Here is a 24,099-nt window from a genome sequence, read left to right as displayed (position 1 = left end):
CGAAACGGGGGCTGGCGACGTGCGCGGATGCCTGCCGCAGGGGCAGGCTGCAGGCACGACGGCCGGCTCATCGATTCTATGCGCCGCCCGCCCCCGCCCGTGCATCGACCCTCGTCGTCGCCCGTGGCCGCGGCGCCGGTTCACCACGGCCGGTCGCGTCGAGGACCTGTGCGATGCGGGCGAGCGCGTGCTCGTTCGCCATCGCCCAGTGGGTGGCCTCGATGCGGTGACAGATCACGGCGCCGTCGACGACCGGCGCCCAGGTGGCGGCTCCGTGTGTTCCGGTCGGGTCGTCGACGGTGGCCGCGAAGTACACCAGGTCACCGTCGAAGCGGCGGGGACGGTAGTCGTCGACCATGCTCATCGATGCCTGTGCTGCGTCGATGATGCGGGCGATGCGGGCGCGGTCGAGTCCGGCGAGCGGTCCGCCGAGGTTCGCGGCGGCGGCGGTGAGTCCGTCGATGCCGAAGTCGAGGTCCTCGCCCGCCAGGCCGCCGAGCAGGTCGCCGACCGTCGGGGCCGGGGTCTGCTCGGGTCCGTCACCGAGCCAGCTGTCCATCATGGCCAGCCGCGCGACCTGTTCGCCCTCGGCCCGCAGACCGGTGGCGACCGCGTGCGCGAGCAATCCGCCGAGCGACCAGCCGAGCAGGTGGTACGGCCCTTCGGGCTGCACCGACCGGATGGCGTCGATGTAGCGGCGCGCCCAGGCGTCGATGCTGTCGGGCACCGGTTCGTCGGCGGTCAGCGCGGGTGATTGCAGACCGTAGATGGGGCGTTGCGGGTCGAGGTGGCGGGTCAGACCGGCGAACGACCAGGACAGGCCGCCGACGGGGTGGATGCAGAACAGCGGTGCCCCGGTGCCGCCGGTGCGCAGGGGCAGCAGGACGGCGAAGGCGTCGGCCTGCGCGTCGTCGCCGCGCAAGCGTTCGACGACGACGGCCGGGGTCGGGTCGGTGAAGAACCAGGCCACCGGCACCGGGGTGCCGAGGGTTTCGCTCAGTCGCGAGGCCAGCTGGACGGCGGTGAGCGAGTTGCCGCCGAGGTCGAAGAAGTTGTCGTCCATGCCGATTCGGTCCAGATCGAGGACCCTGGCGAATTCGGCGGCGACCCGCTGTTCGGTCTCGGTGACGGGTGCCCGGTAGGTGGCCTGGCGCAGGCGCGGGGCAGGGAGGGCGCCGCGATCGAGCTTGCCCGAGGTGTTCACCGGGAACTCGTCGAGTTCGACGATCACCGACGGCACGAGGTAGCCGGGCAGTTCGTCGGCCAGCGCCGATCGGAGGGCCGCGGTGTCGATCACCGAGATGCTATGGGCGACAACAGTTCCGGGAGTGGTGGCCTCCTCGGGCGAGCCGACGGAGCTTCTCCCCCGTGCGGGAACGACGTACCCGACGAGCCGGTCGGCACCCGTACCCGGCACCACGGCGGCCGCGGCCTGCGCGACACCCGGCTGCCGTGCCAACACGGCTTCGACCTCGCCGAGTTCGATGCGCTGACCGTTCAGCTTCACCTGCAGGTCGGAGCGGCCGACGTATTCCAAGGCGGCCCTTTCGCCGCGCAAGCGGACGAGGTCACCAGTGCGGTACATGCGGGTGCCCGCGGCTCCGAACGGATCGGGGACGAACCGTTCGGCCGTCAGCGCGCCTGCCCCCACGTAGCCGTGGGCGAGTTGGGCGCCGCCGACGTACAGCTCACCGACCACACCGGGCGGCACGGGACGCAACCGGGCATCGAGCACGTACAGCCCGGTGTTCCACACCGGTGTGCCGATCGGCACGGTGACGGTGTCGTCGTCGGTGACGACATGGGTGCTCACCTGCACGACGGTCTCGGTGGGCCCGTAGAGGTTCACGACCTCGGCCCCGGTCACCGTTCGCACCTGCTGGGCGAGCGCGGCGGGCAGCGCTTCACCACCGGCGAAGATCCGCCGCAGCGAGCGGGTGCTGCCGACCCCGGGGCCATGGTCATCGGGCGAGCGACCGGCCGCGAACGCCACCATGGCGCCGACGGTTTCGGTGTCTGCCTGCGACCGACTCGTCGCGACAGCCGAGGTCTGCGAGCCGGCGTCGGGGCTGTCGTCGCGGTACGGCCGCCGAGTGGCGGCAGCCGGCGTCACCGCGTCCGTTCCGCCGATGTGGGCGAGATAGGCGGCCAACAGCGTCGGCGCGAATTGCACTGTGTCGATGCGGTGCTCGGTGATGACGGCAGCCAGGTAGGCCGGGTCGCCGTGGCCGCCGGGGCGGGCGATGACGGTGCGTGCGCCGACGCGGGGACCGAGGAACAGTTCCCAGATCGAGGCATCGAAGGTGGTTGGCGTCTTGTGTAGGACCGTGTCCCCGGCGGTGAAGCCGAATTCCTGTGCCATCCAGTCGAGTTGGTTGACGATCGCGCGGTGCGGCACCCCCACGCCCTTGGGTAGGCCGGTGGATCCGGAGGTGAAGATCACGTACGCGGTGTGCTCGGGGCGCAGCGAGTGGGTGCGTTCGGCGTCGTCGACAGGTTGCCCGGAGAGTGCTGCCGTCTCGATCTCGTCGAGCACGACCACGTCGATTCCCCGGCCCATCGAGATCGGCAGGTCGGCCCGGACCCGCGAGGTGGTGAGAAGGCAGGCGGGGCGGGCGATGTCGAGGACGCGCGCGATGCGTTCGGCCGGATGGTCGGGGTCGACCGGCACATAGGTGCCACCGGCGACAATCACCGCGTACAACCCGACCAGCAGGTCCGTCGAGCGGCGGGCCGCCACCGCCACGGCGGTGTCGGGGCCGACGCCGAGCGTGATGAGGTACCGGGCGAGCCGGTTCACCCGGTCCGCGAAGTCGCCATAGGTGAGGGTGGTCGTGTCGTCGACGAACGCGATGGCCGAGGGGGTCGCGGCGACCTGCCGGTAGAAGCCGTCGACCAACGTCTCCGGTGCGCGCGGATGGTCGGTGTCACACCAGCTTTCGAGCATTCGGTGGTCGGCGTCGGTGAGCAGGTCGACATCACCGACGGCGATGTCCGGGTCGGCGGTGACAGCGTCGAGGATCCGCACGTACGCCTCGGCCATCCGATGTGCGGTGGTGGCGTCGAACAGGTCGGTGGCGTAGGTGAGCCGCACCGAGCAGCGGCCGTCGTCGGTGCCCGAGAGGACGAGGTCGAGGTCGAACTTGGCGACCGCCGCGTCGGCGTCGAGGGCGGTGACGGCGAGGTCCGGCAGCACCACCTCGGTGGGTGTGGCTCCCAGGTTCTGGAAGGCGAGCATCACCTGGAACAGCGGGCTGTGCCCGGCCGAACGGACCGGGTCGAGCACGTCGACGAGGCGTTCGAAGGGCACATCGGCGTTGTCGAACGCGTCGAGGTCTATCCGCCTGGCTTCCTTCAGCAACGCGGTGAAGGAGGTGGCCGGGTCCACACCGGTGCGCAGGACGAGGGTGTTGACGAACATGCCGACCAGGTCGTCGAGCGCGGCGGCACCGCGTCCGGCGACGGGGGTGCCGATAGCGATGTCGCCCGACCCGCTGAGCCGGGCCAGCAGTACCGCGAGGGCCGCATGGGCGACCATGAACTCGGTGGCGTCGGCCCGCCGTGCCACTGTGGCGACACGCCGCCAGACTTTTTGTGGCACGGCCGTTTCCACGTTCGCACCGCGCTGGGAGGCGACGGCGGGGCGGGGCCGGTCGGTGGGCAGTTCGAGCAGCGGTGCCAGCCCGTCGAGTTCGGTGCGCCAGAACCGCACCTGACGGGCGGCCGGAGATTCGAGGTCCTGCTCGTCGCCGAGCACGGAGCGCTGCCACAGGGTGTAGTCGGCGTACTGGATCGCCAGCGGTGCCCAGTCCGGCGCGGTGCCCGCGCGCCGTGCCAGGTAGGCGGCGGTGGTGTCGCGCAGCAGTGGTCCGGCGGAGAAGCCGTCGGCACTGATGTGGTGGATCACCACGACCAACACCACTTCGTCGGCGGCGCACCGCAATACGCGCACCCGCACGGGCGGGGCGACGGTGACGTCGAATCCCCTGCCGATCTCGGCGGCCACGATCGACGGCACCGCGATCGGATCGACGGATTCCACCACCGGGGCAGGCACGAACTCCCACACCGCCTGGTGGCCGATACCGTCGACGGCCGGGTAGGCGGTGCGCAGCACCTCGTGCCGCTCGAGCACATCGGTGACGGCGGCAGCCAGGGCGTCGGCGTCGACATCGCCGGTGAGCCGCACCGCGATCGGGATGTTGTAGGCGGCCGATTCCGGGTCGAGGCGGTTGAGCAGCCACATGCGCTGCTGCGCGGCCGACAGCGGGATCCGTTGCGGGCGTGGGCCCGCAACCAGTGCGGTGCCCGCGCCGCTGCCCGCGTGGCCGGCGAGCAGCTCGGCCAGTGCGGCGACGGTGGTCGCCTCGAACAGGGTGCGCACCGGCACCCGGGTGGACAGTGCCGCGCCGAGGCGGGCGGCGACGCGGGTGGCGATGAGCGAGTTGCCGCCGAGTTCGAAGAAGTCGTCGTCGAGACCCACCTGCTCACGGCCGAGCACCTCGGCGAACACCTGGGCCACGACCCGCTGCACCGGGGTGACCGGGGCGCGGAACGGGCGGGCCACGAACTCCGGCGCCGGCAGTGCGGCCCGGTCGAGCTTGCCGGAAGTGTTGAGCGGGAACGCATCCAGCACCACGACGACCGACGGAACCATGTACGACGGCAGGGCACCCCCGACGGCTGTGCGCAGGAACGCCGGGTCCAGCTCGGCGCCCGGCTGCGGCACCGCGTAACCGACGAGGCGGTCGCCCGTCGGGCTCGGCGACACGACAGCCGCGGCCTGCCGCACCCCGGGCAGGGCACGCAGCGCCGCTTCGATGTCACCCAGTTCGATGCGCTGACCACGGAACTTCACCTGGAAGTCGCGCCGGTCGAGGTAGACGAGCACACCGTCGCGGGTCCAGCGCACGAGGTCGCCCGTGCGGTACATGCGTTCGCCGGGCGCGGTGAACGGATCGGCGACGAACCGGTCGGCGGTCAGGTCCGGACGACCGAGGTAGCCGCGGGCCAGCTGGTCACCCGCGAGGTACAGCTCGCCCGCCACACCCGGTGCGACGGGGCGCAGCCGGTCGTCGAGCACGTAGACCCGGGTGTTCCATTCGGGCACGCCGATGGGCACCGTCGGCCCGGTCGAGTCGCCGGCGGGCCAGGCGGTCACCGAAACGGCGGCTTCGGTGGGACCGTACAGGTTGTGCAGTGCCGCAGAGGATTTCGCTCGGAAAGCCGTAACCGTGTCCGGGGTGAGCGCCTCACCGATGGCGAGCACCAGGCGCAAGCTCCTGAGCTGCTCGGCTTCCGCGTGCGCGGTGAACATACTCAGCATCGACGGCACGAAGTCCGCCACCGTGATGCGCTGCCGCGCGACCAGCTCCGCGAGATACAGCGGGTCACGGTGCCCGTCGGGCGAGGCGAGCACGAGCGTGGCCCCCGCCGCGAGCGGCACGAAGTACCCCCACACAGACAGGTCGAAGGTCGCGGCCGACTTCTGCAGGTACACATCCCCCGCACCGAGCCGGTACTGCTCGATCATCCACGCCACCTGATTACGCACACCGGCATGACTCATCGCCACACCCTTGGGCCGCCCGGTCGAGCCGGAGGTGAACAGCACATAGGCCAGGTTCGAATCCCGCAGCGGCGCAAGTCGTTCCGCCTCGCTTACCGGGTGGGTCGAGTAGCCCTGCAGGTCGAGGTGGTCGACGAGGACGACACGCACCCCCACCGAGGGCACCGTGTGCCCGGCGACCGAGGAATCGACCGGGTCGTCGGCCGCCGGCGGCTCACCGGAGGTGACGGCGCCGATTTCGAAGCGGTCGCGGCTGGTCGTGAGGACCGTGTGGGGGCGGGCGGTGGTGAGGATCTGGGTGATGCGGTCGGTGGGGTGGTCGGGGTCGATCGGGACGTAGGCGCCGCCTGCGGTGAGAACCGCGTACATGGCCACGACCAGGTCGACCGAGCGACGCATGGCCAGGGCGACCAGGGTGTCGGGGCCGACGCCGTCGGTGATGAGGTGGCGGGCCAGGCGGTTGACCCGGGTGTCGAGCTCGCCGTAGGTGAGGTGTTCGTCCTCGAAGATCAGGGCCCTCGCGTCGGGGCGCGTGGCGACCTGGTGACGGTACGGCGCGAGAAGAGTTACCGTGCGGTCGATCTCGTGGCTGGTGTCGTTCCAGTGGTCGAGGATGCGGGTGCGCTCTTCGGCATCGAGCACGTCGATGGCGTCCACGGGAGTCTGCGGTTCCGCGGCGACGGCGGTGAGCAGCCGTTCCAGGCGCGTGACGACGGCGGCGGCGGTTTCTGGGTCGAATACATCGGTGGCGTAGGTGAGTACGCCCGAAACACCGGCTGCCGCACCGTCGTTCGTGTAGCCATCGCTGACGATCAGGTGCAGGTCGAACTGCGACAGCTCCCCGTCGGTGTCCAGACCCGACACGGTGATGCCGGGCAGCTCCAGTTCGGCGCGTTCGAAGTTCTGGAAGGAGAAGCCCACCTGGAACAGGGGGTGCCGGGCGGTGGAACGCGCCGGGTCGAGCACCTCCACGAGCCGTTCGAACGGCACGTCGGCATTGGCGAACACGGCGAGGTCGGTGGCGCGCTGCCGGATCAGCAACTGGCGGAACGATTCTCCCGCCCGCAGCCGGGTGCGGAACACCAGCGTGTTCACGAACATGCCGACGAGTTCTTCGAGCGCGGCCTCACCGCGCCCGGCAACAGGGGTACCGACGGTCACGTCGGTGCTGTTCGACAGCCGTCCGAGCAGAGCGGCGAAGGCGGTGTGCACCACCATGAACAGCGTGGCACCGCACTCGCGGGCCAGCTCGGTGAGCCTGGCGTGGGTGGCAGCGTCGAGGGCGACCGGGACCGTGCCGCCGGCCATGGTTCGCACGGCCGGGCGTGGCCGGTCGAGGGGCAGCGCGAGTTCGTCGGGCACACCGGCGAGTTCGGTGCGCCAGAAGTCGAGCTGGCGGGCGGCCACCGAGGTGGGGTCGGTCTCGTCGCCGAGCACGGCCCGCTGCCACAGCGCGTAGTCCGCGTACTGCACCGGCAGCGGCGCCCACGCGGGCGCGGTGCCGTCGCGGCGGGCGAGGTAGGCGGTCATCAGGTCGCGCACCAGCGGCGGCACCGACGACCCGTCGGCGCTGATGTGGTGTACCACCAGGGCCAGCACCGCCTCGTCGGCGTCGAGGCGGTACAGCACGACCCGCCACGGCACCCCGGCGGTCACGTCGAAGGTGGTCGCGGCCAGGGTCGTCACCGCACCGGCCACCTCGTCCGGGGTGATGTCGCGGATCTCCAGCGCGACACCGGCCTCGGCGGCCGACAGGATGCGCTGCACCGGACCGTCGGCGGTCTCCGGGTAGTAGGTGCGCAGCACTTCGTGCCGGTCGACCAGGTCGTCGACGGCGGCCGCGAGCGCGTCGGTGTCGAGTACGCCGCGCAACCGGACGGCGATGGGCACGTTGTAGCCCACCGAGTCCGGGTCGAACCGGTTGAGGAACCACATGCGCTGCTGGGCAGGCGAGAGCGGGACCACGGCGGGCCGCTCCCCCGCCGTCAGCGCGAGCCGGGCCGGGCCCGCCTCGGTATCGAGCGCGGTTGCCAGCGCGGCCACGACCGGCGCCTCGAAGATGCGGGCCACCGGCACCTGCCGGTCCAGCGCTGCCCCGAGCCGCGCCGCGACCCGGGTGGCGATCAGTGAGTTGCCGCCGAGATCGAAGAAATCGTCGTCGGCACCGACGCGCTCAGCCCCGAGCACGTCACCGATGATCCCGGCGACCAATATCTCGGTCACCGTCGCGGGTGCGCGGAATTCGCGTGCCCTCAGCTCCGGCGCGGGCAGCGCCCGACGGTCGAGTTTGCCCGAGGCGTTCACGGGCAGCGCGTCGAGGACGACGAACGCGGCCGGCACCATGTAGGTCGGAAGCGCCTCCTGCAACCGGGCTTTCACCTGCGCGAGGTCGATCTGTCCGCGCGTGGGGACGAGGTAGGCGGTGAGGTAGGGGCCGGTGCCGTCGTCACGGACGGTCACCACGGCGCGGTCGACAGTGTCGATACCGCCGAGCACCGCCTCGATCTCGCCGAGTTCGATGCGCAAGCCACGCAGCTTCACCTGGAAGTCGGTGCGGCCCAAGTACTCCAGTTCACCGGTGCGGGTGCGTACGACGAGGTCACCGGTGCGGTACATCCGTTCGCCGGGTGCGCCGTAGGGGTTGGCGACGAAGCGGTCGGCCGACAGGTCCGGGCGGCCGAGGTAGCCACGGGCCAGCTGCACACCGGCGAGGTAGAGCTCGCCGGGTGTGCCGACGGGCACGGGGCGCAGGCGGGCGTCGAGGACGTGCAGGGCGGTGTTGGCGACCGGTGCGCCGATCGGCACCGTCACGGTGTCGGCGTCGGTGACCTCGTGGAAGGTCACGTCGACGGCGGCCTCCGTCGGGCCGTACAGATTGTGCACGGCCACACCGGGAATCAGCGCGCGCAGACGCTGCGCATCGGCGGCGGGCAGTGCCTCACCGGAGGCGAACACCGAACGCAGCGACACACAGTCGACGGATCGGGGTTCGGCGAGGAACGCGGCGAGCATCGACGGAACGAAGTGCGCCACACCGACTCCGGTGCGGGTGATGACCTCGGCCAGGTAGGCGGGGTCACGATGCCCGTCGGGGCGGGCGATCACCAGCGTGGCGCCGATCTGCAAGGGCCAGAACAGTTCCCACACCGACACGTCGAAGGTGATCGGCGTCTTCTGCAACACAGTTTCGGCCTGTGCGAGCCCGTAGGTGTTTTGCATCCAGACGAGACGGTTGACGATGGCGGTGTGACTCACCGCCACACCCTTCGGCTTCCCGGTCGACCCGGACGTGAACAGCACGTACGCCAGGTCGGCACCGCGCAACGGGCGGAGACGATCGGCATCCGTCACCGGGTGGGCGTCGAAATCGTCGAGGTCGAGTTCGCCGGGATCGATGGTGCGAGTGCCGGTTTCGGGGAAGCCGGAGGCGGCAAGCACGCAGACCGGTGCCGCGGTGGCCAGCACATCGGCGATCCGGTCGGCCGGGTGGTCGGGGTCGAGCGGCAGGTACGCCGCCCCTGCCGCCTGCACGGCATAGAGCGCGACCAGCAGATCGATTCCGCGCCGCAGTCCCACACCCACGATGGCGCCGGGCCCCACCCGCTCCCCGATCAGCCAGCGCGCGAGACGAGCCACACGAACAGCGAACTCGCCGTAAGTGATTCGCTGCCCCTCGAATTCGAGGGCGATGGCATCCGGGGTGCGAAGGGCCTGTTCGGCGAACATCGACACGAGCGTGGCATCGGTGTCCAGGGGCGCGTGCGTGGAGTTCCAGGCCGCGAGCTGGGCCCGATCGGCGGCGTCGAGCAGGTCGATCTCACCGACGATCGCCGCGTCGTCGGTGACCACCGCACGCAGCACCCGGACGAACCGCGCGCCGAAGGCGGCGACGGTCTCGGCGTCGAACAGATCGGTGGCGTACCGCAGCCATCCGCGCATCCCCGGTCGACCACTCGCACCGGCGGTTTCGTTGACGGCGAGGGACAGGTCGAACTGCGTGGTCGCCGCGGGCAGCGCGAATTCGTCGATCCGCAGGCCCGGCAGTTCGACGGTGGTGTCGTCGCGGTGCTCGAAGGCGAGCATCACCTGCACGATCGGCGCGTACGAGGTGGAGCGCACCGGGTTGAGTTCGTCGACGAGCCGTTCGAAGGGCAGGTCCGCATGCGCGAAAGCGCGCAGATCGGCCGCACGCACGGTGGCGAGCAGGTCGGCGAACGCCGCTCCCGCGTCCACCGGGGTGCGCAGGACCAGGGTGTTGACGAACATGCCGACGAGATCGTCGAGCGCCGCATCGGCTCGTCCCGCGACCGGCGTGCCGATGGCGATATCGCCGCCCGCACCGTGCCGGGCCAGCAGCACCGCGAATGCCGCGTGCACCACCATGAACGTGGACGTCCCGCGCCTGCGGGCCAGCGCCTCGATCCCGGCGACGACCTCGGTGGGCACATCGAATCCGACGGCAGCGCCCTCCCCCGCGCGCACAGCGGGACGCGGTCGATCCGTCGCCAACTCGAGAGCCGGTGCCAGCCCGGCCAATTCGTCACGCCAGTGCGCCAGCTGCCGCGCCAGGCGCGACTTCGGATCGTCGGCGTCGCCGAGGACTTCCCGCTGCCACAGCGTGAAGTCCGGGTACTGCACCGGCAACGGCTCCCACTGCGGCGCGACCCCCGCCGTCCGCGCGGCATACGCGGCGATGAGATCCCGCGCCAACGGCGTGATGGACACACCGTCAGCCGCGATGTGATGAACGGCCAACACGAAGACATACTCATGGCCCCGCGTGGAGCCGCCTGCGGAGGTCACCCCATGGGTGGTCGCCCCGTCGCCCGACACTCGATCGGCCGAGGCATCGCCCAGAGCTCGGGCAGGACCGTTGACCCCGCCGGTGGCGACGCGGTCGCCGCCATTGCGCTCGGACCCGTCACCGTTGTGGGCACCCGCGCGACGGCCGACCTCGTGGTGGTCGACGACGTGCGGCAGGACATCACCGAGGCTGACGACCCCGTAATCGGCAGACTTTCCGGCGAGACGGCCGTGGTCGGGCAGTTCGTTCGCCGGTGTGGGCACCGGGCGCAGGAGTGCCGCGCGCAGGGGCGGCTTGGTGGTGAGGTCGAAGCCCGCCCCTACGACGGCGCGGACAGCAGCTGCGAGGTTCGGCTCGGGGACCTCCTCGAGTACCGCGTCGGGCAAGGCCTGGTCGACCGGAAGGACCACCTGGGTGGGGCCGTCCGCGTCTTCGGGGAAGACGGTGCGCAGGGCCTCGTGGCGGGCGAGGACGTCGGCGAGGGCGGCCCACAGGGCGGCGATGTCGAGGTCACCGGTGAGGCGCAGGGCGATGGGCAGGGTGTAGACGGCCGAGTCAGGGTCGATGCGGTTGAGCAGCCAGAGACGAGTCTGGGCCAGTGACAACGGGATTCGGTCGGGACGTGGGTGCACCGCGGCCAGCGGCGGCAGCTGTTCGCCGTCGGTGGCGCGTTCGGCCAGCCCGGCCACGGTCGGTGCTTCGAACACGTCGCGCACGTCGAGGGCGCTGCCCAGTGCCGCGTTGGCGCGGGCGACCAGCCGCATGGCCAGCAGTGAGTTGCCGCCGACGGCGAAGAAGTCGTCGTCGGCACCGATGCGGGTCACGCCGAGCAGGTCGGTGATCACCTCGGCGAGCGTGGCCTGGGTGCCGGGACGTGGCGCCACATAGGCGGTGGTGACCGACAGGTCGGCAGCGGGCAGGGCGGCACGGTCGAGCTTGCCCGCCGAGTTCAGCGGCACCGTGTCCAGCACGACGAAATGCGTGGGAACCATGTAGGCGGGCACGCGGCTCGCCACATGATCGCGCACCTTCGCGGCGTCGACCGCACCGGCCACATAGCCGACCAGGCACTGGCGCCCCGAGTCGTCCGTGGCGGGCAGCACCGTCGCATGCGTGACGCCGGGAACGTCACCGAGGGCGGCCTCGATCTCACCGAGCTCGATTCGCAGGCCACGGATCTTCACCTGGAAGTCGTTGCGGCCCAGGTAGATCAGCGCACCATTGCGGTCGCGGCGGACCTGGTCGCCGGTGCGGTACATACGGGTACCGTTCGCGCCGAACGGGTCGGCGACGAAACGGTCGGCCGTCAGATCCGGCCGCCCCAGGTAGCCACGGGCCAGCTGGGCCCCCGCCAGGTACAGCTCACCCGTCACACCGGTGGGCACCGGGTGCAGCCGCTCGTCGAGGACATAGGCGCGCACATTCCAGGTGGGCCTACCGATGGGCAGTTCGGTCTGTTCGACCGGTGCCGTGATCTGCTGGAAGGTGCTGGTGATCGCCACCTCGGTCGGACCGTAGGTGTTGTGCAACTCGACGGGCAGCGTGGCCAGCACCGTCGCCGCGAGCGGGGCGGGCAGTTCCTCACCACCCACATGCAGCATGCGCAGGCCGCGCAGGGCGTCACCGAGCCCTTCGGCGAGCATCGCCGACAGCACCGACGGCACCAGCTCGACCACGGTGACACGCTGTTCGCGCAGTACCCGCGCCTGATAGGCGAGGTCGAGGTGGCCGCCGGGGCGCAGCAGCACCAGGGTGGCGCCGAGCAACGCCGGGGCCAGCAGTTCCCACAGCGACACGTCGAAGGTCAGCGGGGCGCGCTGTAGCAGGCGATCCTCAGCGGTCAACGCGTATTCCCCACGCAGCCAGCACACTTCGTTCATCACCGCCCGGTGGGTGATGAGCACGCCCTTGGGCAGACCGGTGGAACCGGAGGTGAACAGGGCATACGCCGGATGGTCCGGCAGCAGCGGTGCGAGGCGCTCGGCATCGGTGACCGGAGTACCCGGCACCGGGACCTGCGCAGGGTCTTCGAGCTGAGCGACGGTGAGCACCGGGAACCCGGACCGCGAGGCGGCCGCGAAATGCACCGAGGCGGTGGCGGACCGGATGCCCGCGTCCACGTGATCGAGGTCGCTCGCCTCGGCGGCGACGACCAATCGTGGTGCCGCCGTCGCCAGTACGTGGCCGATGCGGTCGGCGGGCTGGGCCGGGTCGATCGGCACGTACACGCCACCGGCGGCGAGCACACCGTGCAACACGACCAGCAGGTCGATTCCGCGCGGAACAGCGACGGCGACCGGCGTTTCCGGCCCGACACCGCACTCGATCAGCCTGCGCGCCAGGCGATTCGCCCTGGCCGCGAGCACACCGTAGGTGATCTCGGTGCCCTCGAAAACGGCCGCTATCGCCTGCGGATCGCGCGCGGCCGCCGCATCGAGCAGATGGGCGGCCAGCGGCGCGCCGATGCCCAGCTCGGCCAGCTCCTGCTCGAGCGGAACCACCTCGCCGTGCGGGCCCGCCACCAACTCGGCGCGGGCCGGTTCGGCGAGCAGTTCGAGGTCGCCGACGGGTGTCGCCGGAGCCTGCACGGCCGCGCGGAGCACGAGCTCGAGCATGGCAGCCATCGTCGCGACCGTCTCGGCGTCGAAAAGGTCCGTCGCGTAGCGCAGTTCGAGATCGAGCCCGTCGGGCTCGCCGTCGGCGTCGAACCGGTCGACGAAGGTGAAGTCCAGGTCGACTTCGATCGGCGCGTCCGGCAGCTCGAGACCGGAGAGGGTGAGCCCGGGCAGTTCGAACGCGGCGCGCCGCTGATTCTGCAGGGCGAGCGACACCTGGTACAGCGGCGAATAGCCTTGCGAGCGTGCGGGGTTCACCGTGTCGACGAGGGTTTCGAACGGGACGTCGGCGTTGTCGAAGGCATCGAGGTCACCGGCGCGGATCTGGTCGAGCAGGTCGGCGAATCCGGTTTCGCCGCGCACCTCGGCGCGCAGGACGAGCGTGTTGACGAACATGCCGACGATGTCGTCGAGTTCGCGATGACCGCGCCCGGCCACCGGGGTGCCGACCACGATGTCGGACCCCGACGACAGCCTGGCCAGCAACACCGCGAGGCCAGCGTGCAGCACCATGAATGTGGATGCCCGGCGCGCCCGAGCCAATTCCTCGATCCCCCGGTGCAAGTGCGCGTCGAAGGCGGTGATGAAGGTGGCCCCGCGATCGGAGGCGATCAGCGGCCTGCGGCGGTCCGTCGGCAGAGTGAGGACGTCGGGCAGCGCGGCCAGGCGGTGCCGCCAGTAGTCGAGCTGGCGGGCCAGCGGTGCGTCCGGATCGTCGACGCTGCCGAGCCCCTCGGTCTGCCACAGCGCGTAATCGGCGTAGTGCACCGTGAGCGCCGGCAGTTGCGGCGCGCTGCCCGTGGCGCGGGCGGCGTAGGCGGCAACCAGGTCACGGGTGAGCGGGCCCATCGACCACCCGTCGGCGGCGATGTGATGCACGACGAGCACCAGCACGTGCTCGGTCGGCGTCACGCGCAGCAGGGCGACGCGCACCGGCACCTCGGCGGTGATGTCGAAACCGCCCGACAGCACCTGCGCGACGGCGCCGGACACGTCGGTGGCGGAAACGTCGGAGACCGTGAGCTCGGGAACGAACGGGTCGCCGACGAGTTGCGTTGCCTGCCCGTCGAATTCGGGGTAGGTGGTGCGCAGGGTCTCGTGCCGGTAGACCAGGTCGCCCAAGGCGCCGCGCAGAGCGTGGACGTCGAGTTCACCGCTGAGGCGAATGGCCACGGGGATGTGATAGGCGGCGGACTCCGGGTCGAAGCGGTGCAGGAACCACATCCGCTGCTGCGCGGGCGACAACGGAATCCGTTGCGGGCGTCGACCCGCCACCGGCCCGCGCCTGCTCCCGGTGCCACGCAGAGTGTCCAGGCGCTGTGCCAAGCCACTGACGGTGCTCGCCTCGAACAATTCACGGACCGCGACGCGCGCGTCGAGCGCGGCGCCGAGGCGTGCGGCCACCTGGGTGGCCAGCAGGGAGTTGCCGCCGAGCGCGAAGAAGTCGTCGTCGGCGCCCACCCGGTCCAGTTCGAGCACGCCGACGAAGGTGGCGGCGACGATGCGTTCGGTCGTGGTCGCGGGCTCCCGGTGAACGGTGCGGCGCACCTGTGGGGCGGGCAGTGCGCGGCGGTCCAGCTTGCCGGAGGCAGTGAGCGGCAGTTCGTCGAGGAACACGTAGGCGCCCGGCACCATGTAGGCGGGCAGGGTGGCGGTGACAGCGGCGTCGAGATCCGCCGGAGTGCAGGCGTCACGGTCGGGCGCACCCGAGACTGTGCCGTCGACACCGACTTCGGTCGAGGCTGATTGCGCACCGCCTGTCGGTACGGAACCGGCTGCAGTCGAAGCTGATTGCGCGCCTCCGGTCGGGATGACCCCGATTGAGGGAGAGGCTGGTCGGGCAGCCGCGACGGGTTCGGGTTCGGTGCTGTCGCGGACGATGTAGGCGACGAGCTGGTCGGGCTTGCCGTCGTCCGAGCGGACGACGACCACCGCGCGGCGAACGCCGGAAACCGTGGTGAGGGCGGCTTCGATCTCGGCGGGTTCGATGCGCAGGCCACGCAGTTTCACCTGGAAATCGGTGCGGCCCAGGTAGTGCAGGGCGGGGCCGGTGGACGTGGTGCGCCAGGTGACGAGGTCACCGGTGCGGTAGAGGCGATCGCCGGTGCCGAACGGGTTCGCGACGAAACGCTCGGCGGTGAGGTCGGCGCGACCGTGGTAGCCGTCGGCGAGCTGGGCCCCGGCCACGTACAGTTCGCCGGGCACACCGGCCGGGACCGGGTGCAGGCGCGAATCGAGCACGTACACACGGGTTTCGGCGACAGGCGAACCGATGGGCACGGTCGCACCCTGGTCGTCGGCGAACCGGTGGGTGGTGACCTGGATGGCGGTTTCGGTGGGCCCGTACAGGTTCACCACCGTGGCGCCGGTGCGTTCGCGGACGGTACGCGCCAGTTCGGTGGTGAGCGCCTCACCGCCGGCGAACACCAGCCGCAGCGCGCTCTGCCCCCGGGAAACGTCGCCGGACCGATCGTGCGGGTCGCCCACGGTTCCGGTCGTTTCCGCCATCACGGCGGTCAACACCGAAGGCACATACTGCACCACACTCACGCTGTGCCGGGCAGTCGCGGCGGCCAGGTACGCCGGATCGCGATGCCCGTCGGGCGCGGCCAGAACCAGTCGGGCCCCGACCTGCAAGGGCCACAACAGCTCCCACACCGAGGCGTCGAAGGTGAAGGGCGTCTTCTGCAGCACCACATCATCGGCGGAGAGCGGATAAGTGCTCTGCAACCACCGCAGCTGGTTCACCACCGCGCGGTGCGGTACCGCCACGCCCTTGGGCCGACCGGTCGAACCGGAGGTGAACAGCACATAGGCGAGATTGTCGGGACGCAGTGGGGCACAGCGCTCTTCGTCGACGATCGGATCACCCGACAGCGCCGACAGATCGAGGGTGTCCACCTCGACCGCCTCACCCACGCCGACACCACTTCCGGCGACGGTAAGCACACACACCGGCGCCGTCTGAGCGAGCACATACGCGGTTCGGTCAGCTGGATGATCCGGATCCACCGGCACGTAAGCGGCCCCGGCGGCCAGCACTGCGTGCACCGCGACCAACTGCTCGACACCACGCCGCATCGCCACGGCCACGAGCGAACCCGGCCCCGCACCAAGCCCGATGAGATGCCGGGCCAACCGAGCAACCCTCTCACCGAACTCGGCATACGTGAACCGCACCGACACCGGACCGCCTATCGCTACCGCGCTGTCGGCACCACTGCCACGCCCTGCCCCACCTCGCTCGGCGTGATGGAAGACCGAAGTCCCCACACCACCCACCCGGCTGGGCTCGGCATCGGAAACGATCGGTGTCGCAGCGCGATCCACACTGCGTGACCCGACCACGGGCTGCTGCGCGTCAAGGGCTACCGCTGTGTCCGCAAGATCCGCACCGCGCGCTACTCCCGCGGGTTCGGCATCGAGGATGAGAGCTGTTGCGCCGGGGCTGGCCGCGACCTGGTCGGCGAACAGCGAAGCCAGGGTGGCGGTAGCGGCGGGCGCTCGGGTGGCACGGGCGGCCGCGACGTGGTCACCCGACTGCGCTGCCAGGTCGGAAGCAGCAGCGGCGGAGTCTTCCTGAGCGGCAGCGTCGACCACGGCCCGGTCGGTCGACTGCGTTGTCAGGGCGGAACCAGCCGCGGAGGGCGCGTCCCCGATGGCGAGCAGTTGTGTGCGTTCCGTGTCGTCGAGGAGGTCGATGTCGCCGACCGGGCGCGTGGGGTCCGTCAGGGCGCTGGTGAGGGCGCGGTGCAGGCGGGTGGCGAATCCGGCGACGGTCGCCGCGTCGAACAGATCGGTGGCATAGAGGAAGGCGCCGGAAAGTCTGGTGGGAGCGCCGTTCTCGTCGCGGTGTTCGGTGAGGGTGAGTTCCAGGTCGAACTTGGCGACCGTGGTCGGCAGGTCGACGCCACCGACCGTCAGGCCGGGCAGGACGAGTTCGCGCGCGGTGTCCTCGTTCAGCGACAGCATCACCTGGAACAGGGGGTTGCGGGCCGTGGAACGCACCGGATCGAGCGCCTCGACGAGCCTCTCGAACGGCACGTCGGCGTGTCCGAGGGCCGCCAGGTCGGTGTCACGGACCCGCGCGACCAGCTCGGCGAACGGCGTCGCGGGTGCCACCTCGGTGCGCAGCACCAGGGTGTTGACGAACATGCCGACCAGGTCGTCGAGTGCGCGGTGCCCACGCCCCGACACCGGCGTGCCGATGGCGATATCGGTGGTCGCCGACAAGCGCGCCAACAACACGGCGAACACCGCGTGCACGGCCATGAACACCGTCACCCCGTGCGCCCGCGCGAATTCGGCCAGCGCACGGTGCGTTTCGGCCTCGAACTCGACCGCGTGCAGCGCTCCCCTGCGTGAGGCGACCGCAGGCCGCGGCCGATCGGCAGGCAACTCCAACTGCTCCGGCAGCCCGTCCAGCGTCTTACGCCAGTACGAAAGCTGCTGGGCAGCCACCGATCCGGGGTCGGCCGCGGTGCCGAGCACCGCATGCTGCCACACCGCGTAATCGGCGTACTGCACGCTCAGCGGTTCCCACGCGGGAGCCTCCCCCACAGCCCGCGCCCCGTACGCGGCGAGCACATCGCGAATCAACGGGCCGAACGAAAACCCGTCCGCCGCAATGTGATGCAGCACGATGACCAGCACATACTCCGCTGCACCGTCAACCGACACAGCAGCTTCCCGTGCTTCTCCGGGGATCTGACCGACACCGGCCGATGCGTCTCCGCCGAACTGCTCCTGCGCAGTCAGCAACGCCTGCGCGGCGAACTCCACCGTACGACCCTGCGCCGCACCGGACCTCACGCCGTCGTCGATGGGCGCGTCCCCGTCGAGCATCGTAGGCACGCCCGCCGATACACCCGTATCTTGCAGTGCCGCAACAGTACTCGCGGGATCGACAAGCAGCGGTTCCTCGCCGGAGCGCGCTGACGTATCGATCGGACCGTGCCCGGTGGTCGGCGCTTCCCCGGTGTCGCGCACGCGGAACAGGGCGATGCGGAGGGGTGCGTCGGTGGTGAGGTCGAAGCCGGTCGTGGCGAAGGTGCGGATCGCGTCGGGGAGGTCATCGGTGGGGAGGACCTCGGGGTGGATGTCGGGCAGAAGGCCGGGGACGGGGAGGATTTCGGCGATCGCGTGGCCGTCGAGTTCGGGGTACCGGGTGCGCAGGACCTCGTGGCGGTCGAGGACGTCGACGAGGGCTGCGCGAAGGGCGGGCACGTCGAGGGCGCCGGTGAGGCGCACGGCCATCGGGATGTTGTCGGCGGATGAACCGGGGTCGAAGCGGTTGAGGAACCACATGCGCTGCTGGGCCGGGGACAGCGGCAGGGGGTCGGGGCGCACGCCCGCGACGAGGGCCGGACCGACGCCGGTGCCGCGCAGCCGCTCGGCGGCGTCGGCCAGGGAGCGGACCGAGGCGGTGTCGAACAGTTGCCGCACCGGGATACGGATATCCAGGTCGGTGCCGATGCGGGCCATCACGCGGGTGGCGAGCAGCGAGTTGCCGCCGAGCTCGAAGAAGTCGTCGTCGCGGCCGACCTGTTCCAGGCCGAGGACCTCGGCGAACGCGTCCGCGACCACCTGTTCGGCACGGGTGACGGGCGCGCGGTAGACGGCGGCCTCGAATACGGGAGCGGGTAGCGCCGAACGATCCAGTTTGCCGACCGGGGTCAGCGGCACCTCGTCCAGAGTCATGATCGTGGCGGGCACCATGTGCGCGGGCAGGTGCGCGGCGGAATGCGCGAGCAACTCCGAGGTGTCGACGGCGGCCTCGGGGGCCGGCACCACATAGGACACCAGCAGGGTCGCACCAGCCTCGGTGCGGTGCCCGATCGTGACGGCGAAACGCACCGTCGGGTACTTGGCGAGGACGGCGTCGATCTCACCGAGTTCGATCCGGAACCCACGCACCTTCACCTGGAAGTCGTTGCGCCCCAGGTATTCCAGGTCGTAGGAGTCACCGCGGCGCACCCAGCGGACGGTGTCACCGGTGCGGTACATCCGCTCACCCGGCGCGCCGTACGGGTTGGTGACGAACCGGCTCGCCGTCAACGCGGGCCGACGATGGTAGCCGCGCGCCAACTGCGCGCCGGCGATGTAGAGCTCACCGACGACACCGGCGGGCACCGGGCGCAGCCGCTCGTCGAGCACCAATTCGGTGGTCCCCTCCACGGGACCACCGAGGGTGATCGGCGTTGTGGCGCCGAGTGGTTCGCTGATATTGGTGACGATCGTGGTTTCGGTCGGCCCGTACCCGTTGCGGAGCACCAGCCCCGGAATCGCCGTCGTCCACCGTGCCACCAGCTCCGCCGGACACGCCTCACCACCCACCACGACGACCCGCAGATCGGCGAGCCCCACCGGATCGACCGTCGCGAGCGCCGACGGCGTGATGACCACATGGGTCACCCGTTCGACCCGCAACAGTTCACCCAGCTCCGCCCCACCGAACACCCCGTTCGGCGCGACGACCATGGTCGCTCCCGCGCTGACGGTGAGCAGCAGCTCGGCCACCGAGATGTCGAACGACGGCGACGCCACATGCAGGACCCGCGCGTCCGCCGCAGCCCGATACCGTCCCGCCTGCACCGGCAGGTAGGCGGCGACAGCCGCGTGCGGAATCACCACACCCTTGGGCAGACCAGTGGTGCCGGAGGTGTAGATGACATAGGCCGGGTCGAGCGGATGCGGCCTACGAGCATCACCCGACGCTCCGAACCCGTCGATGGCGATGTCCGCGGCGCCGAATCCACCGGCCGATTTCCCGGCTTCGGCCGAATGCGGGTGCGTAGCATCGCTGTTGCCCACGACATCGGACGCGACGGTCGCGGCCGCGACATCTACTCGGTCACCCGCAGACGAATCACCTTCATCCGCATCCGGTTTCGCACCTGGCAGCGGCCGGTAGGACGGGCCGTGTCCGAGGCTGATCCGGCCGCCATCGCCCTCATCAAACCTCGGCGCGACGACATCGGCGTGCGTGTCCCTGTGCACCGCGTCGAGGTCGACGACCAGCCAGTCCACCGCGGCGGGTAGGTCGGCGCGGAGCTCGTCGGTGGTGATGCCCGCGGCGGCGCCGGCGTCGGCGAGCATGTGGGTGATGCGGTCGGCCGGGTAGTTCGGGTCGACCGGGAGGAAGCCTGCGCCCGACTTGATGACGGCCCACACGGCGGTCACCGACGCTGCCGAGCGCGGAATGCTGACGGCGACAACATCTCCCGGGCCCACACCGTGGTCGGCCAGCCGGGCGGCCAAGCTGGTGGCGGCGGCTTCGAGTTCGCCGTAGGTGAGGGTCTGTCCGCCGTCGCGGATGGCGATAGCGGCCGGGTCGGCGGCGGCACGGGCCAGCACTTCGGGCAGCAGGGGTGCGGGCTCGGCGACACCGCCGCCGCGGGTGGTGAGTTCGGTGAGTTCGGTGTCGATCAGCAACGGCAGATCGGCTACCGGAGTATGCGGTGCGGCGGCGATCGCGGAGAGCAGACCGGTGAAGCGGCGCACCATCGTGGTAACCGTCGACACGTCGAACAGGTCTGTGGCGTAAGAGAATTCGCCGGACAGACCATCAGCTGCGGCCTCGCGCAATGTCACCGACAGGTCGAACTTCTCGATGTCGTAGGGCAGGTCGACCGCGCTTGCCCGCAGGCCGGGCAGTTCGAAGGTGGTCACGGGCAGGTTCTGCAGCGACAACGCCACCTGGAACAGGGGGTGCCGACCGGCCGAACGAGCAGGCGCCAGCACTTCGACGAGCCGCTCGAAGGGCAGGGTTGTGTGCTCGAAGGCAGCCAGGTCGTCGGCCCGGACGCGGCCGAGCAGCTCGGCGAACGGTTCCCCGGCGCGCACCTGGGTGCGCAGCACCGCGGTGTTGACGAACATGCCGATCACATCGTCGAGTTCGGCGGCACCGCGCCCGGCGACAGGGCTACCGATCGCCACATCCACATTGCCCGACAGACGGGCGATGAGCACCGACAATGCCGCGTGCAACACCATGAACAGCGTCGCGCCGCGTTCGGCGGCAACAGCATTCAGCGCCGTGACCAACTCGGCGTCAAGGCTGAACTCGACCCGCTGCCCACGCATCGAGGCGGTCGCCGGGCGCGGCCGATCCGTCGGCAACCCCGACTCGTCCGGCAGACCGGCCAGCGCCGCCCGCCAGAACGCGATCTCCCGCCCCGCCTGCGAAGCCGGATCGTCCTCTTCACCGAGCACGGCCCGCTGCCACAGCGTGTAGTCCGCGTACTGCACCGCCAGCGGTTCCCACGCCGGCGCCGCCCCCCCACCGGTCCGTGCCTGATAGGCGGCCATCGTGTCGCGCACCAGCGGCCCCGCCGACCATCCGTCGGCCGCGATGTGGTGCACCACGAGCACAAGCACGTGATCCCCGTCGACCTCGAACAACCGCACCCGCACCGGCGGCGCCACCGTCACATCGAAACCGCGCAGGATCTCTCCGGCGATTACCTCCCGCAGCTCCTCCGCCGCAACAACAATCGGATCCAACAGCGCCGCACCAACGCCTTCGCCACCGACTGCACCGCAACCCGCAGCCGCGGCGCCGAGCACCGGTTCCACGACACCGTGGCCACCGCCGCCGGGGGCCGATGCCCCGGCACGTGCACAGCCCGCCGCCTCGGCGACGAGCAGCTCGTAAGCCTCGGCGGGGTCGAGCACAACCTGCGTCCCGACCCCGTCCACCTCGGGGTAGACGGTCCGTAGCACTTCGTGGCGGGCGATCAGGTCGCGGACGGCCGCACGCAAGGCCGCATGATCGAGCGCACCGGAGAGGCGAACCGCGATCGGGATGTTGTAGGCGCCGGTGGTCGGGTCGAAGCGGTTCAGGAACCACATGCGTTGTTGAGCGGGCGACAGCGGCAGAACGGAGGGGCGGGGGCCTGCGACGAGAGCCGGCCTCTCGTCGGCATCGCCCGCATCGATCAACGACGCGAGAACCGCGACAGTGGGGCTGTCGAAGAAGTCCCGAACATCTACGCGCACACCGAAGTTCGCGTGCAGGCGAGCGATGGCCCGGGTGGCGATCAGGGAGTTGCCGCCGAGCCGGAAGAAGTCGTCGTCCAGGCCGACGGTCTCGACGTCGAGCAGTTCGGCGAACAGCGCCGCCACCGCCCGCTCGGTCGCGGTCACCGGCGCACGGAACTCGGCCGCGGCCACACGGAAGTCGGGTTCGGGCAATGCTTTCCGGTCCAGCTTGCCGCTCGCATTGATCGGCATCGCGGGCAACTGCACCAGCAGCGAGGGCACCATGTATTCCGGCATCGATGCCTTCGCATGCGCCACCAGCTCGGCCTCGTCGACAGGCTCCCCGTCGACACTCACCACATACCCGACCAGCGCCTCACCGGCCGCGTGCCGGTGCAGCACCACCGCGGCGTTGCCGACGCGCGGGTGCGCCGCCAGCACGGCCTCGATCTCGCCGAGTTCGATCCGCAACCCACGCAGCTTCACCTGGAAGTCGGTGCGCCCCAGGTATTCCAGCTCGGCACCGCCGGGCAACTGCCGCACGAGATCACCCGTGCGATACATGCGTTCACCGGGCCCGCCGTAGGGGTTGGCGACGAACCGGTCGGCGGTCAGCCCGGGCCGCGCCACATAGCCACGAGCCAACTGCACACCCGACAGATACAGCTCACCGACCACCCCGGCGGGCACCTGGTCGAGGTTCTCGTCGAGCACGAGCAACCCGGTGTCGTCGGCGGGCCCACCGATCGGCACCGACACCTCGTCGGCCTCGGTCACCTCGTGTGCGGTGACGTCGACCGCCGCCTCGGTCGGCCCGTACAGGTTGTGCAGCGCCGTCGCCGACAGCTTGCGTAGCCGCGCGGCGGTCGCGGCGGGCAATGCCTCACCGGAGGCGAACACCATCCGCAACGACGACAGATCCGCGACCGTCGCGGCCTCGACCAGCTCACCGACGAAGGCGGCCAGCATGGACGGCACGAAGTGGGTCACCGTCACACGGTGGCGGGCGATCAGGTCGGCCAGGTAGGCGGGATCACCGTGACGGCCCGGTTCGGCGATCACCAGCCGGGCACCGATCTGCAAGGGCCAGAACAGTTCCCACACCGACACGTCGAAGGTGTACGGGGTCTTCTGCAGCACCACGTCGTCTTCGGCCATCGCATAGCTGCGCTGACGCCAGTCCAGGTTCGCCACGATCGCACTGTGGGTCACCGCGACACCCTTGGGCCGACCGGTCGAACCGGAGGTGAAGATGACATAGGCCGTGTTCCCAGCCTGCGCTCCCACCATGATCTCCGCCGGTACCGCGGACCAGTCGACGTCGTCGGTGCGCAACACCGCCGCGCCACCCAGATCCGGTTCGTCGCACGCCCGCGTCACCACCACGACGGGCCGTGCCACCTCGAGCACGTAGTGCAACCGGTCCACCGGATGATCCGGGTCCAGCGGCACATACGCCCCGCCCGCCCGCACGATCGCGTGCACGGCGACGATCAACTCGACACTGCGCCGCATCGCCAACCCGACCAGCGACTCCGGGCCGACACCGAGCCCGGCCAGCCGATCGGCCAGCACCCGGACCCTGGCATCGAATTCGGCATAGGTCAGCGTCTGGTCACCGAACTGCACCGCCACCCGATCCGGAGTGCGCGCCAGCTGCTCGGCGAATCGGTCGACCAGCGTCGCCCCGGCGGCAGGCGCCTCGATCCCGAGCACGGTCATCGCGTCGGCGGCCAGTGTGTTCAGCAAGCGCCCGAAGGTGCCCTCGGCCGCGTCGACAACCCCCGGAAACAGCTCGGCGAGCACGACCTGGACGAGCGTCTCGGGGTCGAGCGCGCCGCCGGTGAGCTCCGCCATCAGTGTGAGCTGGGCATCCAGCTCCGCGTAGGACACCGAGGTGCCGTCGAATCCGACGGCGGTCCGTGCCGGTTCCATCGCCGCGACCGTCGCCACCAGCGCCGCCAGCTGATCGATCTGCGCGCACGCCGGAGTGGGGTTGGTCATTGCAACACTGCCTTCCATCTACCGGCCGCGGGTAACGCCACGCAGCCGCGAAAAACTCTCGGAACTCCCCCGGCTCGCACCGGGTCGGGGATCGGCGCGCGGACGGCCAACCCCGGGCACCCTGC

General features: G+C 70.6%; 1 protein-coding gene. It reads right to left on the bottom strand.

All coding sequences use genetic code 11. The annotated features are described in order from the left end of the window. Positions 1-76: 76 nt before the first annotated feature. Positions 77-23,974 (bottom strand): non-ribosomal peptide synthase/polyketide synthase, encoded by a 23,898-nt coding sequence (locus AB0F86_RS01555; RefSeq protein ID WP_356983927.1) that lies wholly within the window; start codon positions 23,972-23,974, stop codon positions 77-79. Between the last annotated feature and the right edge of the window lie 125 nt (positions 23,975-24,099).

Origin of the sequence: Nocardia sp. NPDC023733, from assembly GCF_040639775.1 — a bacterium.
In the GTDB taxonomy this organism is placed as follows: domain Bacteria; phylum Actinomycetota; class Actinomycetes; order Mycobacteriales; family Mycobacteriaceae; genus Nocardia; species Nocardia rosealba.
Note: the sequence above shows the minus strand (reverse complement) of the source record. Positions and strands in the feature narration are given on the sequence as shown.

Bases quoted from the DNA above. Each gene is read 5' to 3' on its own strand.
- AB0F86_RS01555 (WP_356983927.1), bottom strand. From the start codon at position 23,974: ATGACCAACCCCACTCCGGCGTGCGCGCAGATCGATCAGCTGGCGGCG.